Here is an 18,725-nt window from a genome sequence, read left to right as displayed (position 1 = left end):
ATTATCTGTTTGGTTCTACCCGTTATGATTTACCAAGAAACTCCACTGATGATTCCCGTTTTAGCCGCAGGTTATGTTTTAACTGTTTATTTATTGTTAATGATTGCCAAGCGTACAGCTAAGATTTCTAGATCTAGATCCTAGCCAATAATGAATCATCGACAACTTGATTACACCCGAAATTCAGCTTTAAAATTGTAGCGCAATTGGAATCCGGAGTCAAGGGAAACCTTTAAACCAATGTTGTCGTATTTCAGTTAGGTTGGAGATTGTCCCACTTCCGTCGGGGGGTGGGATTATTTGATTGGGGACTCTTAATTTCCCTTGATCGCAATGAAATAGGCGATCGCAAGTGCTTCGACTCCCAAGTTACAAGCGTTTGAGGAATATTAAGGAGAAGCTTTTGGATGAAACATTTTCTCCTTAATATAAATTTTAATAGATACATCAATATCAGTTTTCTTGAGAATATACAGTTTAATTTTAACACAGCTAAATAGAGTTATCGGTTGACAAAAAAGAAATCTTCTGACGTTATAAAGGTTGCGTCGATTTCTTCTAAAGTAACCAGAACTTTTTCCTGAAATTTGATCAATGTATTGTTTCCGTCTTGGGTAATAAGTAATTCTTCAAAAGCAATAAAATTAGCCAGATTTTCGTTTAAATAAACCAGGATTTTATCTTGATTATCTTGAAAATCTAGAATGGTATTTTTACCCGTATTAACAAAAATTCCAAACCGATCATTTCCGGTTCCCCCAACTAATATATTGTCGCCTTCTTCACCAAACAAAGTATCATCGCCTGCACCCCCAACGAGGCTATCATTATTTGTTCCGCCATACAAAATATCATGATCTGAACCTCCATTTAAGGTGTCGTTTCCTTCGTTTCCAAACAAAATATCATTTCCTTCGTCTCCGCAAAGAAAATCTTCTTCATCTACTGAACGGATGTCGGGTTGTGAACTGAAGTTTCCATACAGTGTATCGTTTTCTTCCCCCCCACAAAGGGTATCATTTCCGCGATTGGCTTCGCCAGTGCCGCTACTGCGGCAATCGCCAAAGAGTAAATCGCGACCCAGATCACCAAAAATTAAATCATTATTTTTCCCACCATACAAGGTATCACTGCCGTCTCCTCCAGATAAACTATCATTTTCTTTATTTCCTAAAATTAGATCATTTCCTTCATTTCCAAATAATAAATCTTGCCCATCTTCACTCGAATCTGATGATTGATTGGCTCCACCCAATAAGGTATCATTTCCCTCTCCACCCAATAAACTATCGTTTTCTTCATCTCCAAACATCAGATCATTTCCTTCATTTCCAAAAATTAGATCATCTTCTTTTCCACCATATAATGTGTCTTCTCCATTTTCACCCAGTAACAAATCTGAGTTTTTATTTCCAAATAAAATATCATTTTCTATTCCTCCCACCAGGGTATCATTTCCCTCCAAAGCGGTTAGAGTGTCATTCCCTCCCAAACCTTCTAAAAAGTCATTTTCCTCAGTACCTAATAAGGCTTCATTTTGTTCTTGACCTGAAATTACGTTTGTAGGTTTAGTCAAACGAATATTAGGAAGACTGGGGAAGGATGGACAGAGACAATCTGGATCTTCGGGTTCACGAGTAGGAATGGGTTCGGGTTCTGGGGTTGGGGTGGGAGTTGGTTCTGTGGGTGTGGGAGTTGGTTCTGCGGGTGTAGGTGTGGGTGTGGGTTCCCCTGGGGTTGGGGTGGGTTCGGGTTCGTCGTTATCAATAATTTCAAGAGTTGCAGTATTCTGAGGATTAATGATTGTTCCGAGACTTCCATTTAGAAGCGTTAAAGTTAGAGTTTCATTGTCTTCGAGCAAAGTATCATCATTAATCGGAACTGTTAGGGTTTGAAAGGTTTCTCCCGAAGCAAAATTGACTAAAATTGTAGTGTTATTAAAGTCTATTCCCGGATCTAAAGACGTTCCTCCGTTGGCGGTTCCATCGGTTAGCTGAACTTCTACACTAGACGAAGTTGCTGTATTTCCTGTGCGATTAATTGTAATAGCCGAACCGACAACAGTACCATCTTCATTGAGTTGATAATTCCCTTGATAAAATTCAACGGTTGTTACCGGATTAACTTCTGTTCCTCCTGAAAATTCCGAGGTGTTATTATTTGGATCTGTAGCGGTAGCGGTAATAAACTGATTTTCAGTTAGACTCGATGATAATATTTCCTCAAAGCCAACATTCCCACTTTCATCAGTTGTGAGATTTGCAAAACCCAAAAATTGTTCACCTTCTCCAAAAGTTGTGAAATCTAACGTATTATTTAGGAAAAACTCAACTCTAAAGGTAGTGTTTGGGGTACTGTTTAAAGTTCCAGAAATTGTTAGATTGGTTCCGTCATATATCGCCGAAGTAATCACTGGGAAATTTTGCAGGTTGTTACTTCCCGCGTCAGCATCTCCCTCATCGTTTGCTGTGGTTCCTGCGTCATTAATAGAAGGTGCGTTGAGATCGATTCCTAACTCACCATTTGAGAAAATAGAATTTGATAATATAGCATTTCCTGTACTCCCATTTCCAACAAATACGCCATCTCCACTATTAAATGCTATGGTATTTCCTTCTCCTGTATTCGTTCCGCCAATACGAGTATTAACACCACCCAAAGCAATATCTATCCCTCTCCCTGTATTTCCTAAAGGACTCATCCCATCAATTTGAGTTCCGATAAAATTCCCAAAAATTTGATAGTTGGGTGCATCGATATAAATCCCATTTCCTCCATTTCCAGAAATCAAATTTCGTTCAGTTGGGGTTGTCCCTCCAATAATACTATTGGCTGGAAACGCATCGGTAGAAATCCCATCTTCATCGTTAGGAATTGCAACAGTTCCACTAACATCTGTTCCAATAAAATTCCCTAAAATTTGACTTTCAGAAGAATCCAAACCCAAATCAATTCCGTTCCCATTATTTCCAGAAATACAATTCCCCGATCCAGCGATTGTTCCGCCAATAATATTATTGGGTGCGGCTAATAAACTAATACCATCACCACCGTTTCCTATCTCGACAGTTCCGTTAATATTGGTTCCGATATAGTTCCCTAAAACTTGGTTATTTGTTGCATTAAATTGAAAGCTAACACCCGAACTATTATTACCTGAAATAATATTTCTTTCCTCGGGAGTTGTTCCACCAATTTTATTATTGGTTGCAGTTTGGGCGATTACAATTCCCGCTTCACCATTTCCGAGGGTTTCTATTCCGTCAATATCGGTTCCGACGAGATTTCCGATAACAGTATTATTATTTGCATTGCTACTGCTAATTAAAATTCCGTCGCTAGTATTTCCTGAAACTAAGTTATCAGCAATTGTATTATCCGAAGTGTCGATTCTTACCCCCGCTAACCCCCCATTTCCCAAAGCATTTTTACCGCTAATATCCGTTCCAATGATATTCCCGATCACTTGATTATTTGTTCCAGTTTCCAGGTAAACACCGTTAGAACTATTACCCGAAATTAAATTACCCTCACCCTCTCCCGTTCCTCCAATAATGGTATTAGACGCATTGGATGAAATTAGAATCCCGTAAAAACTATTGGGAATTGCAACTGTTCCGGTGATATCAGTACCAATATAATTCCCATAAATTTGATTTCCCGTCGCATCATTTCCAGAAATATTAATTCCTTGAAAGCCGTTCCCCGAGATAATATTGCGTTCGTTGGGGGTAGTTCCGCCGATAATATTATTAGGTGCATTTAAAATAACAATCCCGCCGTTTGAATTGGGTAAACTCACCGTTCCCGCAACGTTTGTACCGATTAAATTTCCCAGAATTTGATTATTCGTCGCTGTATTTCCTTCGATGCGAATTCCGGTTGCAGAGGCGTTATTATTTCCCGAGATGAGATTATCTTGAATAACGTTATTCGCCGAATTTAAAATAATAATTCCCGAACCGTTGTCACCCAGATCGACTGTTCCGGTAATATCGGTACCGAGATAGTTATTTTATATTCGATTTCCGCCATTATTCCTAATTAAAATAGCCGCATTGCTAAATCCAGCTTGATTAATTACAAACCCTCGAATTGTACTGCTTTCTCCCCCTGAAATTTCCAAAACTCCATCATCTAACCCCGCAGCCTTTGTACCATCAATTTCTATAACGGGAGTCTCTGTATATTCGGGTTGAGTAGTCGCATCTAGAATAACTGCTTCTGTAATTTCTGGAAGTTTTTATGCGGGTTGAATGGTAAAGGAATTGGTGTCTATATTAAAACCCGGATCGGTTTGGGGAATATTAAAACTGATGGTATTTTCGCCAGGAATTGTATTGGCAAAATTAATCGCTTCCCGCAGCGAACCAATACCCGAGTCGGCGGTGTTGGTAACAATTAAAGGATCGATCACTTCCACACCCGCAGAAAATTCTGAGGTATTTTTATCTATATTATTAGTGGCTGTGGCGGTGATAAATTTGTTAACCGTTATTCCCGCAGGAAGTTCAATATTAAAGTTGGCGTTTCCAAGATCATCCGTTGTTACTACAGTTGATAAAATGAACCTTTCGCCTTCTCCGTTTAAGGAAGGGTCGAGTACCGTATTTGAGAAAAACTCCAGGGTAAATTCTGCGTTTGGGGTACTATTTAACGTTCCGGTAACGGTGGTTATATCGTTAATAATTAGAGCAGAATTTAACACGGGTTCGGCTTTGCTGTTATTCGCCGTTGCTATTAAATCTATCCCCAAATTGCCATTATTAAAAATTTCATTTTGTCGGAGTTCAACGCCATTACTGTCGGTGATTTCAATCCCATTTAAACCGTTAAAGGCGATGATATTTCCCGCCCCCGCTTCTGTTCCCCCAATGATATTATTATTGTTATTGTTGACAGATTCTACTAAAATCCCCTGTTTTGTATTCCCCAAAGGTGTGATACCATCCGCTTGAGTTCCGATCAGGTTTCCGATAATTTGGTTGTTGCTAATATCATCGGCGGGATCGAGAGGATCGCCAATAATTTGAATACCAATTGCATTCCCCGAAATGAGATTTCCTTCTCCTAAACCTGTTCCGCCAATGCTGCTGTTAGAACCTACTATAATAACTCCAGCACCTTCTAAATCTGTTCCATTTCCAATCGCAATTGTTCCGCTTTCATCAGTACCAATATAGTTCCCAATCACTCGATAAGCATTTCGAGTATCATCTAAAATAAGAATACCCGCCCCATGTCCTGAGATAACATTGCGTTCTTCTGGAGTGGTTCCGCCAATAATATTAATAGTATTACCAATACCAAAACCTAGATCTTCTGTTAATAAGATACCTACACTGTCTTGGCTTCCTAAAGCAACTTTTCCGGTAATATCTGTACCGATATAATTCCCTAAAATACGATTTCCACTCGCAACTCCATCTGTTATAGGTGGCACTATAGCTGCTGGTGCAAGACCCATAATAATACCGAAACCATTGCTGCTGACACCAATAACATTTCGTTCAGCTTCAGTTGTTCCACCAATAATATTATTTGAGGCTTCAGTAATAATTATACTCCAAGTTCCATTGTTCTCTAAAGCAACTGTTCCGGTAATATCCGTACCAATTAAATTCCCAATAATTTGATTTTCGTTCGCCAAACCGCCTGAAATACCGATGTTAGGTCCTCCAAGACCGGGCGCTGAATTACTAGAGATCAAGTTATTCTGAATAATATTATTGGGAGAATCTAAAAGCAAGATTCCTGCGCCAAAACCGTCATTTCGTGCTGCTATTGTTCCGGTAACATCGGTGCCGATAAAGTTATCTTGAATTAAGTTATTTCCGCTATCTCTAAAGTTAATTGCTGCCAAACGAGAACCATTAAGAACTAATCCTTGTATGGTATTATTGTCTGATGTAATTGCTAAACCTTGAGCATCTACTATACGGAAATCAAGTTCAATAATTGGGTTCTCTAAAAACCCCGGTTGACTTTTACCATCAATAAAAAGAGAATTATCGGTTATTTCCGGCAGATTTGAAGCGGGTTGAATGGTAAAATAACCCTCAATATTAAAACCGGGGTCTGTTACCGGAATATTAAATTCTATTCGATCTTCTCCGGGGTTGGTATTAGCTGCGTTGATGGCTTCTCGGAGTGTTGTAATTCCGTTTCCGATGTCGCCGTCATCAAGATCACCCGTGCTGTTAACGGTGAAAGTCGCTAAAACGGAAGGATAAGCTTGAAGTGCTGTTTTGTGAAAGGGTAAATTAACGTTAAAATTACCTAGTTTAAACTCAAAATTCCAATTTCCACCTAAGAGATTATTCCCGGTTAAACTAGCTGTGGCGGCGATATTTTTGCCCGTAATTTGATGTAATTTTTTAATAAAATTCTGACCTGTTTTTCCCTTCGCTAGATGACAACCGTAGAGAATCAGAGAATCAACAGCAGAGAAACTTTGTTTTAAAAGGTGAGAATAGTTTTCTAGATTGTCTAGACTAAGTTGAGTTTTGCCCAGATTTAAACAACCCGGAGAACCATGACTGATAATATGAACTTCGCTAATTTCTTGTTTTTCTTTTAAATAATCTGCAACTTGTTTGAGGCTATCTTGAGTGAGATTTAGCGGAACAATTTCTACTGATTGAATAACATTTTCAATGAAATACTGAAAGGAGTCAATGCTTGGATCAATGAAGATACAGATATTCATCGACGGTTGCCTATTGAAAAGACTCTTTGTAGTTTACTCTATGAAAAACCAGTTTAGGGGAGACAAAAAAATTTGTAACAAATAGAGTACAACCTCAAACGGATTCAAAACAACTTTTTCTGATATAGCAACCGCCAAAAGACAAAGGTTAAAAGAGAAATTGGATCTAAAACGGGTCTGGTAATTAGACCCGTGATCTGAAAGCCTTAGATAGAGAGAATGTTTTAACTCCTTCTACCCTCTCCCAGTGAAAGATTAGCCGTTTCTGAAGTCTCAATCACCGGGAGGACTGTTGGTTCTACAGCCGGAGTATATCCCAACCACTGCACCGATACACTGGCAAATTGTTGGGGACAACCACTAACACAAAAACGAGTAGGTCGAGGGAGATTGGGGTTTCGCAGTCCCAACAGTTCCAACTCTTGAGTAATTGATTTGACTAAATGCACAGCCGGATCAACTAACCGAACACTTGGGGGAAGTAGCGATCGCAAAACAGGTGCCAAGTGAGGATAGTGGGTACACCCATAAATTAAAGTATCAATGCGTTGATCCAATAAAGGAGCAAGATACTCCTGAGCAACTTGATAGGTATAAGGATCGTGAATGCGATTTTGTTCAATCAAAGGGACAAACTCTGGACAACTCACCTGCCAAACTTGAACAGCAGCATCCATTTCCTGAATGGCTTGACGATAGGCATTACTTGTCACAGTTGCGGGAGTGGCAATCACTCCTATGCGCCGACCCTTTTGGACAGCGGCTTTCGCTCCCGGTAAAATCACTCCCAAAATCGGTATATCAAATTCTGATTGTACCGTTTCGAGGGCGAGGGCTGAACTGGTGTTACAAGCCATCACGATCATTTTTACATCTTGATCAATTGCCCAAATGATAATTTCACGGACAAACTGTAAAATTTCGCTTTGGGAGCGAATACCGTAGGGTAATCGGGCTGTATCGCCAAAATAAAGGATCGATTCATTTGGGAGTTGTTGGTATAACTCTCTTAAAACGGTTAACCCTCCCACTCCACTGTCAAAAACTGCTATTTTTCGCGCTTTTTTATCCGTTGTCATAGAGTCGAATGTCTTTGATTGTTGATTGGTTGTCCGTAAGACGGGTAATCTCTGACTCAATTCAATTTTTAGTGAGTTCCTAGTGTCAGAGAACAAGGGATACTACACTTTGCTCAACATCCATCCGGAAAGATCCGATATTTCACCATACAAGTCCCCGACTACAGATGAGGATGTAAGTAATATATCGTGAGTGTTTTTTACAGCCAACTTCAACGAAGGCAAAAGATAGAAGCTAGAAGGCAGATTAGATCGTGTTCTCTGGCTTGCGGATGCGGAAAATGTCAGGGTTTCTTAACAATAGTTGCTAAAACGAAGTCATTATGAGTATGATTTAAAAAGAATGCAAATCAAGGAGAAACGATCAAAATGGAAGTTCAGGAGGTTCCCCTGAAGCAGATTCGGCGTCCACTCCCTCGGGCGACCGATCAAGCCAAAGTCAAGGCGTTAATGGAATCTATTCAAGAAATCGGCTTACAAGAACCCATTGAAGTGTTAGAAGTAGACGGTCAATACTACGGATTTTCGGGATGTCATCGCTTTGAAGCTTGTACAAACCTCGGTTATGAAACCATTCGTTGTAAAGTGCGGAAAGCACCCCGTTCTGTTCTCCAAAAGCATCTAGCTTGAGATAGATTAACGAAAGTTCATAACGGAGTAAAATCCAATCAGACTTTGTAATTATTTGTTTGTTAAATCTTAAAACCAATCAACCTTAAAGGAGAAAAAATCCATGAGTACCCAGAACCTCAAAACTCGCCTCTATCCCTCTCGCATTGATTTTGCTGTATGTACTCGCCAAGAAGTCGCAGCAATTCTCAATGCCACATTAGCAACCACCTTGGATCTGAAAACTCAAACCAAACAAGCCCACTGGAACGTTAAGGGAATGCACTTCTACTCCCTGCACACTCTATTCGATGAAATTGCGGGTGAACTCGAAGGCTATGTAGATATGGTCGCCGAACGAGTCACTGCACTCGGAGGTTTTGCAATGGGAACCGCTCGGGTTGCTGCCACGGATTCTATTTTGCCAGAATATCCCTTTGATATCCTCGATGGCAAAGATCACGTCATTGCTTTATCAGATCGGTTTGCGATGTACGCCCAACACGTTCGTGAAGCCATTGACAAAACCGATGACTTAGGAGATGCAGATACGGCAGATTTGTATACTGAAATCTCCCGGACTGTGGATATGCGCCTGTGGTTCCTCGAAGCCCACTTGCAAGGAAGCGAGGGGAATGCTACCAATGGAAACAGCAGTGCAACCAAAACGGCTGCTCAGGTGAAATAGCATCTATCCGTGAATGAATGAATCCATCTTCATCATTTGATTATAGTCCCGAGTTGCGCCGCCTAATGCAACAGGCGGGGCTTTCTAGTGTCGAGGAATTAAGTCAAAAAGCAGGGGTTTCTCAGTGGCAAATTATTCGGCTGCGTCGGGGACTCGCCCGACAGATGCGAGTTGAGATTTTGCTTTATATCAGTCAAGGACTGAATATTTCTTTGGTAGAATTGTTGGCAACTTTCGCACCCGAGTCAGTGAGTTCTCCAGAAGCCGGTTCATCAGTTGAAGAACTGCAACAAGAGTATCAACGCTTGCAAACTCAGATGAAACAGCAACAAGACTCACAATTACAGGAGTTTGAGCGATCCAGTTTAGAGGTTTTAGAAGCGTGGTTACTCCAATGGCCGACAGTTGTTTATAAAGTTAAACAGAATTCAAAACTTCCTGCTATCAAATTATTACCTCTATTGCGCCCGATTGAACGGCTTATGCAACAATGGGGAGTAGAAGCAATTGCATCTGTGGGTTCGGAAGTTCCTTACAATCCTCAGATGCACCAGCTTTTAGAAGGAACCGCTCAAACTGGGGAAACTGTTTTGGTGCGCTACACGGGCTATCGATATCGAGGTCAACTACTCCACCGTGCTAAAGTTAGTTCCCTACCCCAAAGTCAGCAGTAGCTCGTTAGCTCTGAGAAAAGCCTTTGACGACAATCTTTGAGCGGATAACCAGGGGTTGTATAGTTTAGGATTTGGCGATGAGTTCATCTCAAGGCTATACTAGCGGAAACTGGCGAGTCAATTTCGAGGCTTCACTTTTAATAAATTATGAGTTCTGATGTTCAAGTGCTTCAACCCCAAGGCATTTTAGACGGAACGAAAGCAAGTCAATTCCGTCAAGAGATTAGCAACCTCGTCGATCAAGGAGCCAAAACCATCCTGATAGATTTTAAAGATGTCTCTTTTATGGACAGTTCAGGTTTAGGTGCCTTAGTTTTGGCTCTCAAAACAGTTCGCGCGGCTGGTAGTAAGTTGATGGTTTGCTCGATTAATGAGCAAATTAAAATCTTATTTGAACTAACCAGCATGGATCGAGTATTCGAGATTTTTGATAGTCGAGAAGATTTTGAAAGCAAGTATGCGGCTCAAAGCAGCTAAAGCTTGAGCTATAAATCTCTCATATTTGAGGTAAAACTGAAGGGGAAAGACTCTAGCTATTCCTATCCGTCGGGGTTGTGAATTGAGTTAAAAGTTATGAGAAAGGATAAAAAAGGTGGAGTTATTTCACCTTTTTTATAAGAGTTCTTTCCTCCTCAGATTTATTACAGTTGATGGATTAAATTGTTAATAAAAGTGAATTTTAAGCAAGGAAAAGTCATCTTCAAAAGGATTATAAGAGTTGATTGCTTTAATAGCATTAAGAATTGCATTGAGATTGGAAGAAGTATAGGGTTTAGTATTGGAGTCGGTGAGAAGACGAATAAAATCATCTAGTCCCCACATAGAACCATTCTGTTGATGAATTTCATAAACCCCATCACTAAAGATATACAAATCACTCTGGGCTTTTATTTCACAAGTCTCATCAATATATTCAGCTTCTAAAAACATTCCTACAGGCATTCCTGGCGTTTTTAGACGTTGAACTTGGAGATTATTTTGATCACCAGAAAGCAAAATTGCCGGGGGATGACCTGCACTGGCATAGGTGAGTTGACGAGTGACTTGGTTATAAACACCATACCAAATGGTAAAATATTTATCATTTTGATAAGACATTTGAAAGGTATTGTTGAGCGCTCTCAAGACGTCACTAGGTTTATAATAATCAATATTGGGAATAGTACGCGATCGTAATAAATTTAAAACCGAAATCGAAGGTAGAGTCGCTCTCAACCCATGTCCGGCTGTATCCATTAAATAAATTGATAAATAATCTGAATCTAACCAAAAGTAATCAAAACAATCTCCTCCGAGTTGACGTGAGGGAATAAACTTGCTTTCAATTTTCAACGGAGTTACAGTCGGTTCAGGAAGCAAAGATTGTACATATTCTGCGGCTTCGGCTAACTCCTGTTCTAAGAGTTGTTTTTGAGTTTGCAAATCTTGACTAAGTTGATGTAACCTTAATCCCGCCCGAACTCTGGCATACAACTCATTCATTTCCAGGGGCTTGGAGATGAAATCATCTGCACCTGCATCCAAACCCTTTACCCGGTCAGAAATAGACCCCAGAGAGGTCAGCAAAAAGAACTGAGTGGTCGAGAGTTCGGGATTGTCTTTCACCTGGCGACAGACCTCAATACCCGTCAATCTGGGCATAATCCAATCACAAATAATCAAAGCAGGGCGTAAGACTTGAGCCTTTTCAATGCCTTCCTCACCATTACTGGCAACCGAAACATCATAACCCTGCTTTTTGAGAGTTCTCCTTAGTAGCTCCCGAATGACCGTGTCATCATCAATCACCAAAATTTTAAACATGGACGCTCAGGTATAGATTTGCGAGGGGACGGTCAGCAACAAAAGTTTGAGCGACAGATTACTCCGTCATACAACGACGAAGCTTGCTCTAACCGTTTCTAACCGTTGGTCAATCCTTAGTTAGCTTAAGTAGAGTATAGTCCAAACCACATAGCCCCTATCAAAAGGTCGCTAAACTCAATGTGGGATCAGTCATTGGTCGTGCTAAATTGATCGTAGATGTAGGTTCCATACTAAGTGTGATTGAATTTCAAGGCTCCGAACCGTTACTTCTTCCCTTTAAAGCACAGCTTCAGGCTCCCAATACTCTTGATGCTTTATCGGATATTTTGTCATGGTTTGCTCGATTACAGCATCCATCGGTTCCTAGTTCTATTTGGATTCGCTGTCAACTCGCTTTGGCAGAGGGATTTACAAATGCTGTTCGTCATGCCCATCAGAACCTATCTTCAGACGTGACGGTTGAAATCGAAGTCGCTCTGTCGGACAGTCAAATTGAAATTCGAGTTTGGGATTATGGCCCTCCGTTTAATTTGATGGAAAAACTCCAACTCATGCCTCCTCAGATTAATAAAAGTGCAGGTGGAGGGCGAGGTTTGAAGCTGATGCGTGATATTGCAGACTACTTAAATTATGAACCGACTTCGGATGGTCGTAATTGTTTGTTAATTGTCAAAAACTATCAGCATGATGACTAAACTCCCGCAGTTGATTCGGAAGATATACCCCGAGAGGCAATACTCCAACAGTGAAAACCAGTTTTAAGGGTCTAGCTGCTGGCAACTCTAGCTCTACTGATTTGACAGTCAAATCCATTGAGAAAGCACTTTTAAGTTTTAGCTAAGGGGTCAAGCCAATGAAGAACTTCCTGTTTTAATCGATATAAATCTTTGTACACTTCTTGTTTAATCCATTGACTAATCGCATCAAAGGGTGTAAAGCTCTCTCCCACAGACGACCTGCTAAGATCTTGATTAATTGGGGTTAAATGATCTCCGCCTAACTGCTGAAGTGCAACCATTCCCGGAAAACGACTTTGCAAAATTTGATTGAGAATAGCGGTTTGGTCGAGAGTATCTTTGGTAAATTTAATTAAAAGGTTACGACGGATTTGATAGCGCTCCTGTACCATACAGTTCGTCTGCCCAGGAGAAGGAGTAAATTCTACCTCCATCATCGAGGAGAGTTGTTCAACGAGGGGAATGGACTCTCGCGCTGCGTAGTTATTGAACGAAATTAAAATATTACCCGCCCGCTTAACGGGAAACAAAGAACCGATGAGTAAATGGAGTTTACATCCCATACTATGCCCCAAGCCATAAATCGGTAAACTCCGTTGACGTAGACGCCGAGAGGAGTATAAGTCTTCTAAACCATCCTCAAACGTCCACAGAACTTTTTTCGCCATAATCCCATGATTGAGGGTATTAATAAAAGGAGTGGCGATCACGATGTACCCTTGTTGTGCTATCTGTTCTAATAGCCATCGATAAGTGATTTGTGGTGCGGTTGCCACAAATGCTCCCCCCAGGAAGTGAACAATTGCTTTTGGTCGGGGGGGAATCAAAACCCAGTTTTTAGAAACTTCTATCCACTCCATGGCGGTTTTAAATGTTTTATTTTAGAACGGGAGCAAAACTTAATGTTCTAACCTCAGCTAGAAGTTAAGTTGATTAGAATTCATTAGCTTTATGTTACATAAGTTGACAGTGAACTACCGAACGCTTAATCAAAGATTAAAGCGTCGGCTTCTTACCCAGACTACTGCGCAGTAGTAGATTTCTTGCGTCCTCTATTACTGCGTCTTACAGTTTGACGATCAGCTTGATCCCCCGTCCCAGAGGAAATAATACGCAGACCTTCATTTCTTATGCAGATGGAGGCGTTGATGTCTCTGTCGTGCTTTGTACCACAGTTGCTACACGACCAAAATCTTATATCTAGAGGCAAACTTTCTACTTGGTTGAGACATACGTGACAAGTTTTGCTACTCGCCAAAAATCTATCTACTTCGACGTAAGTTTTACCTTCTTGTTCTGCTTTGTACTTAAGCATCATACAAAACTGTTTCCAACCAACTTGAGAGATAGCTTTTGACAACTTCCGATTCTTAACCATATTAGCTACTGCCAAACTTTCAACACAAATAACTTTGCTTTCGTTAACTATCCTGCGCGATAGCTTGTGGTGAAAATCCCAACGACAATTAGTCACCTTTAGGTGAACTTTAGCTACTTTCTTTCTTGATTTATTTCGATTGTTACTTCCTTTTTGTTTTCTCGATAACTGCTGCTGTTTTATCTTTAGATTTTGTTCGTGTTTAGCTAGCCACCTAGTGTTGTCAAACTTGCTTCCTTCACTGGTAACAGCAAAATGGGTTAAACCCAAATCGATACCTATATTTTTACCATCGCCAACAGGTTTTGGTTTTTCTTGGCCATCATCAAACAATATAGCAGCAAAGTATTGACCAGCTTGGTTTTTAGACACAGTTACGGTCTTTAACTTGCCCTCAACAGGACGATGAAAAACTGCCTTAACATCTCCTATACTTGGCAATCGCAAACTATCATCAACTCTTTTTACATTTTGTGGATATTGGATTGATTGTTTACCATGTTTGGACTTGAATCTGGGATATTTGGTTCTACGTTCAAAAAAATTATTAAAAGCTACTCCAAGATTTAAACATACTTGTTGTAAACACTGCGAATAGGTAGATTTTAACCATTCGTGTTCTTTTTTTAACTGCGGTATTTGCTTTTTGACCGCATACCCAGACAACCCTTTACCCGTATCTTTATATGTCTGATTCATCAAATTAAGACAATAATTCCACAGCCAACGACAATTACCAAAAGACTGGCTTAAGGCTTCTTGTTGTTGACTATTAGGATCAAGTCTTACCTTGACTACTTTTAGCATAAGAAGTGTTTTTAATTTAATATAAAGCATTATAGCACAGTTACGCGGTGACGATTCATCTCAACACCGAATTAAAATTACGGTGTGAGGCTTCTCGTCACGTTAGCTAAAATGTCGAATTTCTCACAATTGCAACAAATATGAACCCGAAATCCTCTCCTAAACGCTCAATTCCCGCAACAGATGATCACTCAAAAGCTTCTGTTGTCAAACACTTGCGGCAATACAGTAACATCCTTGATAATGCGATTCGAGTTCCGGGTACCACCTATGGAATTGGTCTTGATCCAATTATTGGACTCATACCGGGAGGTGGAGATTTACTCGGGGGCCTGTTTTCAGCTTACATTATCTTGCGAGCTTTTCGACTGGGAGTTCCAAAAGAAACGCTTGTCCGCATGGCTTCTAATATTGCCACAGAAACTTTAGTTGGAACTGTACCTGTGGTTGGGGATATTTTTGATGTTGCCTGGAAAGCTAATGTTAAAAATGTTGATCTGTTGGAAGATCATGTGAATGCGCCTCAAATGGGACAAAAAGCGGATCGTTTATTTGTGATTATCTTAGTTGGGGGGTTAATGCTGTTTATTTTAATTCTTTCTCTGGTTGGCATTGCAGTTTTAACTTTCATTTATCAGGTTTTGAGAAGTTTGGTGGCGGGGTGAAAGGTTGTTGGGATTGGATTGAAATGATGACCAAGCTTGAGTGTAAAGAATAAAACGATCAATCAATCCCTAATCTTCTACTTCACCTAAAAGAATTGCGACTCCACGAGTTGCCTTAAATTGCCGACACATTAAGATAATAGAGATGGTCATCGGTACGCCCAAAATTGCACCGGGAATACCCCAAACCCATCCCCAAAAGACAATAGAAACCAGAGCAACAAAAGGGGATAACTGTAGGGTTTTTCCCTGCAAGCGAGGATCGACAAAGTTACCCAAAATTGTCTGTATAACGGCTAATCCTAATAAAGTGGCAATTCCGCGAGGAACCCCTTGAAAAATAAAAGCAACCAGCGTCGGAGGAATGACCGCAATAATCGATCCTAAAGTCGGTACATAGTTAAGAACAAAAGCAACTAATCCCCAAACCAAAGCCAAATCAACCCCCAAAATAAAACACCAGCTTGCGGTTAAAATTCCCGTTAAACAACAAGTAAGTGTCATCACCAATAAATATCGCCGCAGTTTTTCGCTGGTATTACTAACTGCATTAATAATGCGATCGCTAGCTCGTGAGGGAAAAGCCTGTTTTACCTTTTCCTGATATTGATTCACTTCTAACAATAATAAGACTAATAAAGATACAATTAAGATCAATAAACTCGCGGCAGATAACAAAGTCTTTATGCCGCCAATTGCCTGCTGAGTGACTTGATTAATTCCATCTTGGGCGTTAAACTGAGGGATAGGTAGACTTCGCTCGGAGGCCAACGATCGCCAAGTTTCTCCCATTTGCTGTAAGCGATCAAGATACTCAGGAACTTTGGGTTCAATAATTTCTGCACTTAGGGTTAAAGCACCAACAGCCACCCCCATAAAGCCGACTAGCAATAGCAGCACTAAAATCAAACTTAACCATCGAGGTAGACGACGTTCTAGCCATGCTTGCAAGGGATAAACTAAAACGGCAATAAAAAACGCAAACGCTAAAGGCATAGAAATTGATCGAGTGGCTTGGAGTGCAGCCACAACCAAAATTGTTGCAATAATCGCCATTAACGTTTTCGTTGTTGTGCCGGAAATTTGCATAGCTAAGACAAGATTTTTGAGATTTATTGATGAGAATAGAAAGCCCACACATGAAGACCTTCATTACTCATACTCGATTTGCAACAAGTTAACATCCCCCCCAAGATAGGACTATCTATTTCTTAGACAAGAATAGTTCAGCAATGGCTCAACTCCAGGACGAGTTAAGTTGTATTTTCCTGTCTTTCTACCATATGGGTGATTGCATTCGCGGTTTAGTTTTATATGCTTAAAATCAGATACATAAAGCATGATTAAACTTAAATGAAATGGAAAAAATAATCATTGATAGCGACGGCGTTCAGCGCGAAACCGGAAATCAAACTCCCAAAAATCAAACCCCCAAAAACCAAACCCCCAAAAATCAAACCCCCAAAAACCAAACTCCCGAAAACCAAACTCCCGAAAATCAAACCCCCGAAAATCAAACCCCCGAAAATGAAGCGGGCGATATCGAACGTTGGGCTTCCCTGCTGGGCGGGGGCGCACTGGTCTTAATGGGTTTAAAACAGCGATCGCTTCGTGGCATACTAACATCATTAGTTGGGGGCGGTTTTATCTATCAAGGCGTGAAAAATGAAAGCACCGTCAAGCAAGTTCAGCAGAAACTCGGCGAGGCGACAGAAGCCAGCAAAGACCAGCGGATCACCGCCGAAAAAACAGTAATTATCGAAAAATCACCCGAAGAACTTTACAACTATTGGCGCAATTTCGAGAATTTACCAATTTTTACAGATTATTTAGAGTCAGTCACAGTATACGACCAACAACGCTCTCATTGGGTGGCAAAAACCCCCGTTGTGGATCAGGCTATAGAATGGGATGCGATGGTTGTTCAGGATCGCCCCAACGAGTTGATCGCTTGGACTTCGGCAGAAAATGCGGACATCGATCAGTCGGGGTTTGTGCGGTTTCGTCCCGCTACGGGTGCACGGGGAACAGAAGTGAAAGTTGTGATGGAATATAGTCCCCCTGGCGGCGCAATGACGGCGAATATTGCCAAATTATTTGGTACCGAACCTGAACAACAATTGGGTCAGATGTTGAGTCGCTTCAAACAACTGATGGAAGCCGGAGAAATTGCCACAACAGAAGGGCAACCCAAAGGTTCATAGTAATATGAAATCGCCGAATTTTGCTACAGAAGATTGATGGGGAGATAGTCACCAGTCACCAGTGTTCAATGCGTAACTTTTGATTGTTGTCTATTGCCTTTTACCTTTTGTAGCATGATTTTTTCGATTTAATATCAGTTCAATGGATTGTAGACACAACAGCGCAAAAAGATTAATCAACAGTTACGGAGAAAAGAGGTTATGAAAGCAGTTTGTTGGCACGGTTCCCATGATGTACGGGTTGATACGGTTCCCGATCCTAAAATTTTAAATCCCGGTGATGCGATTATTAAAATTACTTCAACGGCAATCTGTGGTTCAGATTTGCACCTTTATGATGGTTATATTCCTACAATGAAATCGGGGGATATTTTAGGCCATGAATTTATGGGAGAAGTGGTGGAAGTCGGCCCCAATGTTAAAAAGCTAAAGGTTGGCGATCGCGTTGTTGTACCGTTTACGATTTCTTGTGGAAGTTGTTTCTTCTGTAAGCGGGATTTATGGTCATTGTGTGATAATTCTAACCCGAATAGTGGGTTGGTTGAGAAGATGTACGGTCATTCTCCTTCGGGTTTATTTGGCTATTCTCATCTGTTGGGCGGTTATGCGGGTGGACAGGCTGAATATGCCCGTGTACCGTTTGCAGATGTGGGGCCGTTGAAGGTGGCTGATGGCTTGAGCGATGAACAAGTTCTCTTTTTAACTGATATCTTTCCAACGGGCTATATGGCGGCGGAAAATTGCGATATTGAACCGGGTGACACTGTGGCAGTTTGGGGATGCGGCCCGGTTGGACAGTTTGCCATTCGCAGCGCTTTGATGTTGGGGGCCGAACGGGTGATCGCGATTGATTGCGTCCCGGAGCGGTTACAATTGGCTGAAAAAGCCGGCGCCGAGATCATCAATTTTGAAGAAGTAGATGCAGGAGTTGCGTTAAAGGAAATGACGGGCGGACGTGGCCCGGATCGCTGTATTGAAGCGGTGGGTATGGAGTCGCACGGTATGGATGCGATGGGAGTGGTTGATAAGGTGAAACAAGCTGTTCGCCTCGAAACAGGACGACCCCACGCACTGCGACAGGCGATCGTTGCTTGTCGGAAGGGAGGAACGGTTTCTATTCCCGGTGTTTATGGCGGTTTTGTTGATAAAATCCCGATGGGAGCGATTGTGAATAAAGCGCTAACGCTGAAGTCTGGACAAACTCATGTTCATCGTTATCTGCGTCCGCTGATGGAGCGTATTCAAAAGGGTGATATTGATCCCACTTTTGTGATTACCCATCGTCTCAATTTGGAAGAGGCTTCTCGCGGTTATGAGATTTTTAAGCATAAGAAAGACAACTGCATTAAAGTTGTTTTGAAACCTTAGT

General features: G+C 41.0%; 15 protein-coding genes. 8 read left to right on the top strand and 7 right to left on the bottom strand.

All coding sequences use genetic code 11. The annotated features are described in order from the left end of the window. Nucleotides 1–502: 502 nt before the first annotated feature. The 3 genes from M595_RS10840 to murI form a co-directional block, all read right to left on the bottom strand. Nucleotides 503–3,802: a Calx-beta domain-containing protein gene (locus tag M595_RS10840; RefSeq protein ID WP_023066252.1), complete on the bottom strand. Its 3,300-nt coding sequence runs from the start codon at nucleotides 3,800–3,802 to the stop codon at nucleotides 503–505. Between the two features lie 441 nt (nucleotides 3,803–4,243). Then, nucleotides 4,244–6,709 (bottom strand): DUF4347 domain-containing protein, encoded by a 2,466-nt coding sequence (locus tag M595_RS10835; protein WP_023066278.1) that lies wholly within the window; start codon nucleotides 6,707–6,709, stop codon nucleotides 4,244–4,246. A gap of 224 nt (nucleotides 6,710–6,933) precedes the next feature. Further along, a complete protein-coding gene (gene murI, locus M595_RS10830; RefSeq protein ID WP_023066226.1) occupies nucleotides 6,934–7,788 on the bottom strand; it encodes a glutamate racemase in 855 nt (284 codons plus the stop codon). Nucleotides 7,789–8,157: 369 nt separating this feature from the next. Between murI and M595_RS10825 the strand changes: the two genes are divergently transcribed. The 4 genes from M595_RS10825 (at nucleotide 8,158) to M595_RS10810 (ending at nucleotide 10,236) form a co-directional block, all read left to right on the top strand. Beyond that, nucleotides 8,158–8,418 (top strand): ParB N-terminal domain-containing protein, encoded by a 261-nt coding sequence (locus tag M595_RS10825; protein WP_023066207.1) that lies wholly within the window; start codon nucleotides 8,158–8,160, stop codon nucleotides 8,416–8,418. A 103-nt stretch (nucleotides 8,419–8,521) separates the two neighbouring features. After that, nucleotides 8,522–9,085 (top strand): DNA starvation/stationary phase protection protein Dps, encoded by a 564-nt coding sequence (gene dps / locus M595_RS10820; RefSeq protein WP_023066211.1) that lies wholly within the window; start codon nucleotides 8,522–8,524, stop codon nucleotides 9,083–9,085. A 17-nt stretch (nucleotides 9,086–9,102) separates the two neighbouring features. Further along, on the top strand, nucleotides 9,103–9,759 hold the full coding sequence (locus M595_RS10815; protein WP_040483934.1) for a helix-turn-helix domain-containing protein: 657 nt from the start codon (nucleotides 9,103–9,105) through the stop codon (nucleotides 9,757–9,759). 147 nt (nucleotides 9,760–9,906) lie between these two features. Beyond that, on the top strand, nucleotides 9,907–10,236 hold the full coding sequence (locus M595_RS10810; protein WP_009786601.1) for an STAS domain-containing protein: 330 nt from the start codon (nucleotides 9,907–9,909) through the stop codon (nucleotides 10,234–10,236). 186 nt (nucleotides 10,237–10,422) lie between these two features. Here M595_RS10810 and M595_RS10805 read toward each other — a convergent pair whose 3' ends face one another. After that, on the bottom strand, nucleotides 10,423–11,562 hold the full coding sequence (locus tag M595_RS10805; protein ID WP_023066201.1) for a PP2C family protein-serine/threonine phosphatase: 1,140 nt from the start codon (nucleotides 11,560–11,562) through the stop codon (nucleotides 10,423–10,425). Between the two features lie 182 nt (nucleotides 11,563–11,744). On the opposite strand from M595_RS10805, the gene M595_RS10800 reads away from it, so the two are divergent. After that, on the top strand, nucleotides 11,745–12,260 hold the full coding sequence (locus M595_RS10800) for an ATP-binding protein (protein WP_238987056.1): 516 nt from the start codon (nucleotides 11,745–11,747) through the stop codon (nucleotides 12,258–12,260). A 131-nt stretch (nucleotides 12,261–12,391) separates the two neighbouring features. Here M595_RS10800 and M595_RS10795 read toward each other — a convergent pair whose 3' ends face one another. Further along, the gene (locus tag M595_RS10795) at nucleotides 12,392–13,162 is read right to left on the bottom strand and encodes a DUF1350 family protein (protein ID WP_023066259.1); all 771 of its coding nucleotides are present in this window, start codon (nucleotides 13,160–13,162) and stop codon (nucleotides 12,392–12,394) included. A 161-nt stretch (nucleotides 13,163–13,323) separates the two neighbouring features. After that, on the bottom strand, nucleotides 13,324–14,487 hold the full coding sequence (locus M595_RS10790; protein WP_023066195.1) for an RNA-guided endonuclease InsQ/TnpB family protein: 1,164 nt from the start codon (nucleotides 14,485–14,487) through the stop codon (nucleotides 13,324–13,326). A 140-nt stretch (nucleotides 14,488–14,627) separates the two neighbouring features. Between M595_RS10790 and M595_RS10785 the strand changes: the two genes are divergently transcribed. Next, nucleotides 14,628–15,152, top strand: a complete 525-nt coding sequence (locus tag M595_RS10785) for a DUF4112 domain-containing protein (protein WP_023066237.1) — start codon at nucleotides 14,628–14,630, stop codon at nucleotides 15,150–15,152. A gap of 69 nt (nucleotides 15,153–15,221) precedes the next feature. On the opposite strand, the gene M595_RS10780 is transcribed toward M595_RS10785, so the two are convergent. Beyond that, nucleotides 15,222–16,241, bottom strand: coding sequence for an AI-2E family transporter (locus M595_RS10780; RefSeq protein ID WP_023066215.1), 1,020 nt, complete (start codon nucleotides 16,239–16,241; stop codon nucleotides 15,222–15,224). 269 nt (nucleotides 16,242–16,510) lie between these two features. On the opposite strand from M595_RS10780, the gene M595_RS10775 reads away from it, so the two are divergent. Beyond that, nucleotides 16,511–17,356 carry an SRPBCC family protein gene (locus M595_RS10775; protein ID WP_023066205.1) on the top strand — a complete coding sequence of 282 codons (846 nt, stop codon included), beginning with the start codon at nucleotides 16,511–16,513 and terminating at the stop codon, nucleotides 17,354–17,356. A gap of 201 nt (nucleotides 17,357–17,557) precedes the next feature. Beyond that, complete coding sequence (locus M595_RS10770; RefSeq protein ID WP_023066236.1) at nucleotides 17,558–18,724, top strand: zinc-dependent alcohol dehydrogenase; 1,167 nt, start codon at nucleotides 17,558–17,560, stop codon at nucleotides 18,722–18,724. Nucleotide 18,725 lies beyond the last annotated feature (1 nt).

The sequence above is a fragment of the Lyngbya aestuarii BL J genome, from assembly GCF_000478195.2.
In the GTDB taxonomy this organism is placed as follows: Bacteria; Cyanobacteriota; Cyanobacteriia; order Cyanobacteriales; family Microcoleaceae; genus Capilliphycus; species Capilliphycus aestuarii.
Note: the sequence above shows the minus strand (reverse complement) of the source record. Positions and strands in the feature narration are given on the sequence as shown.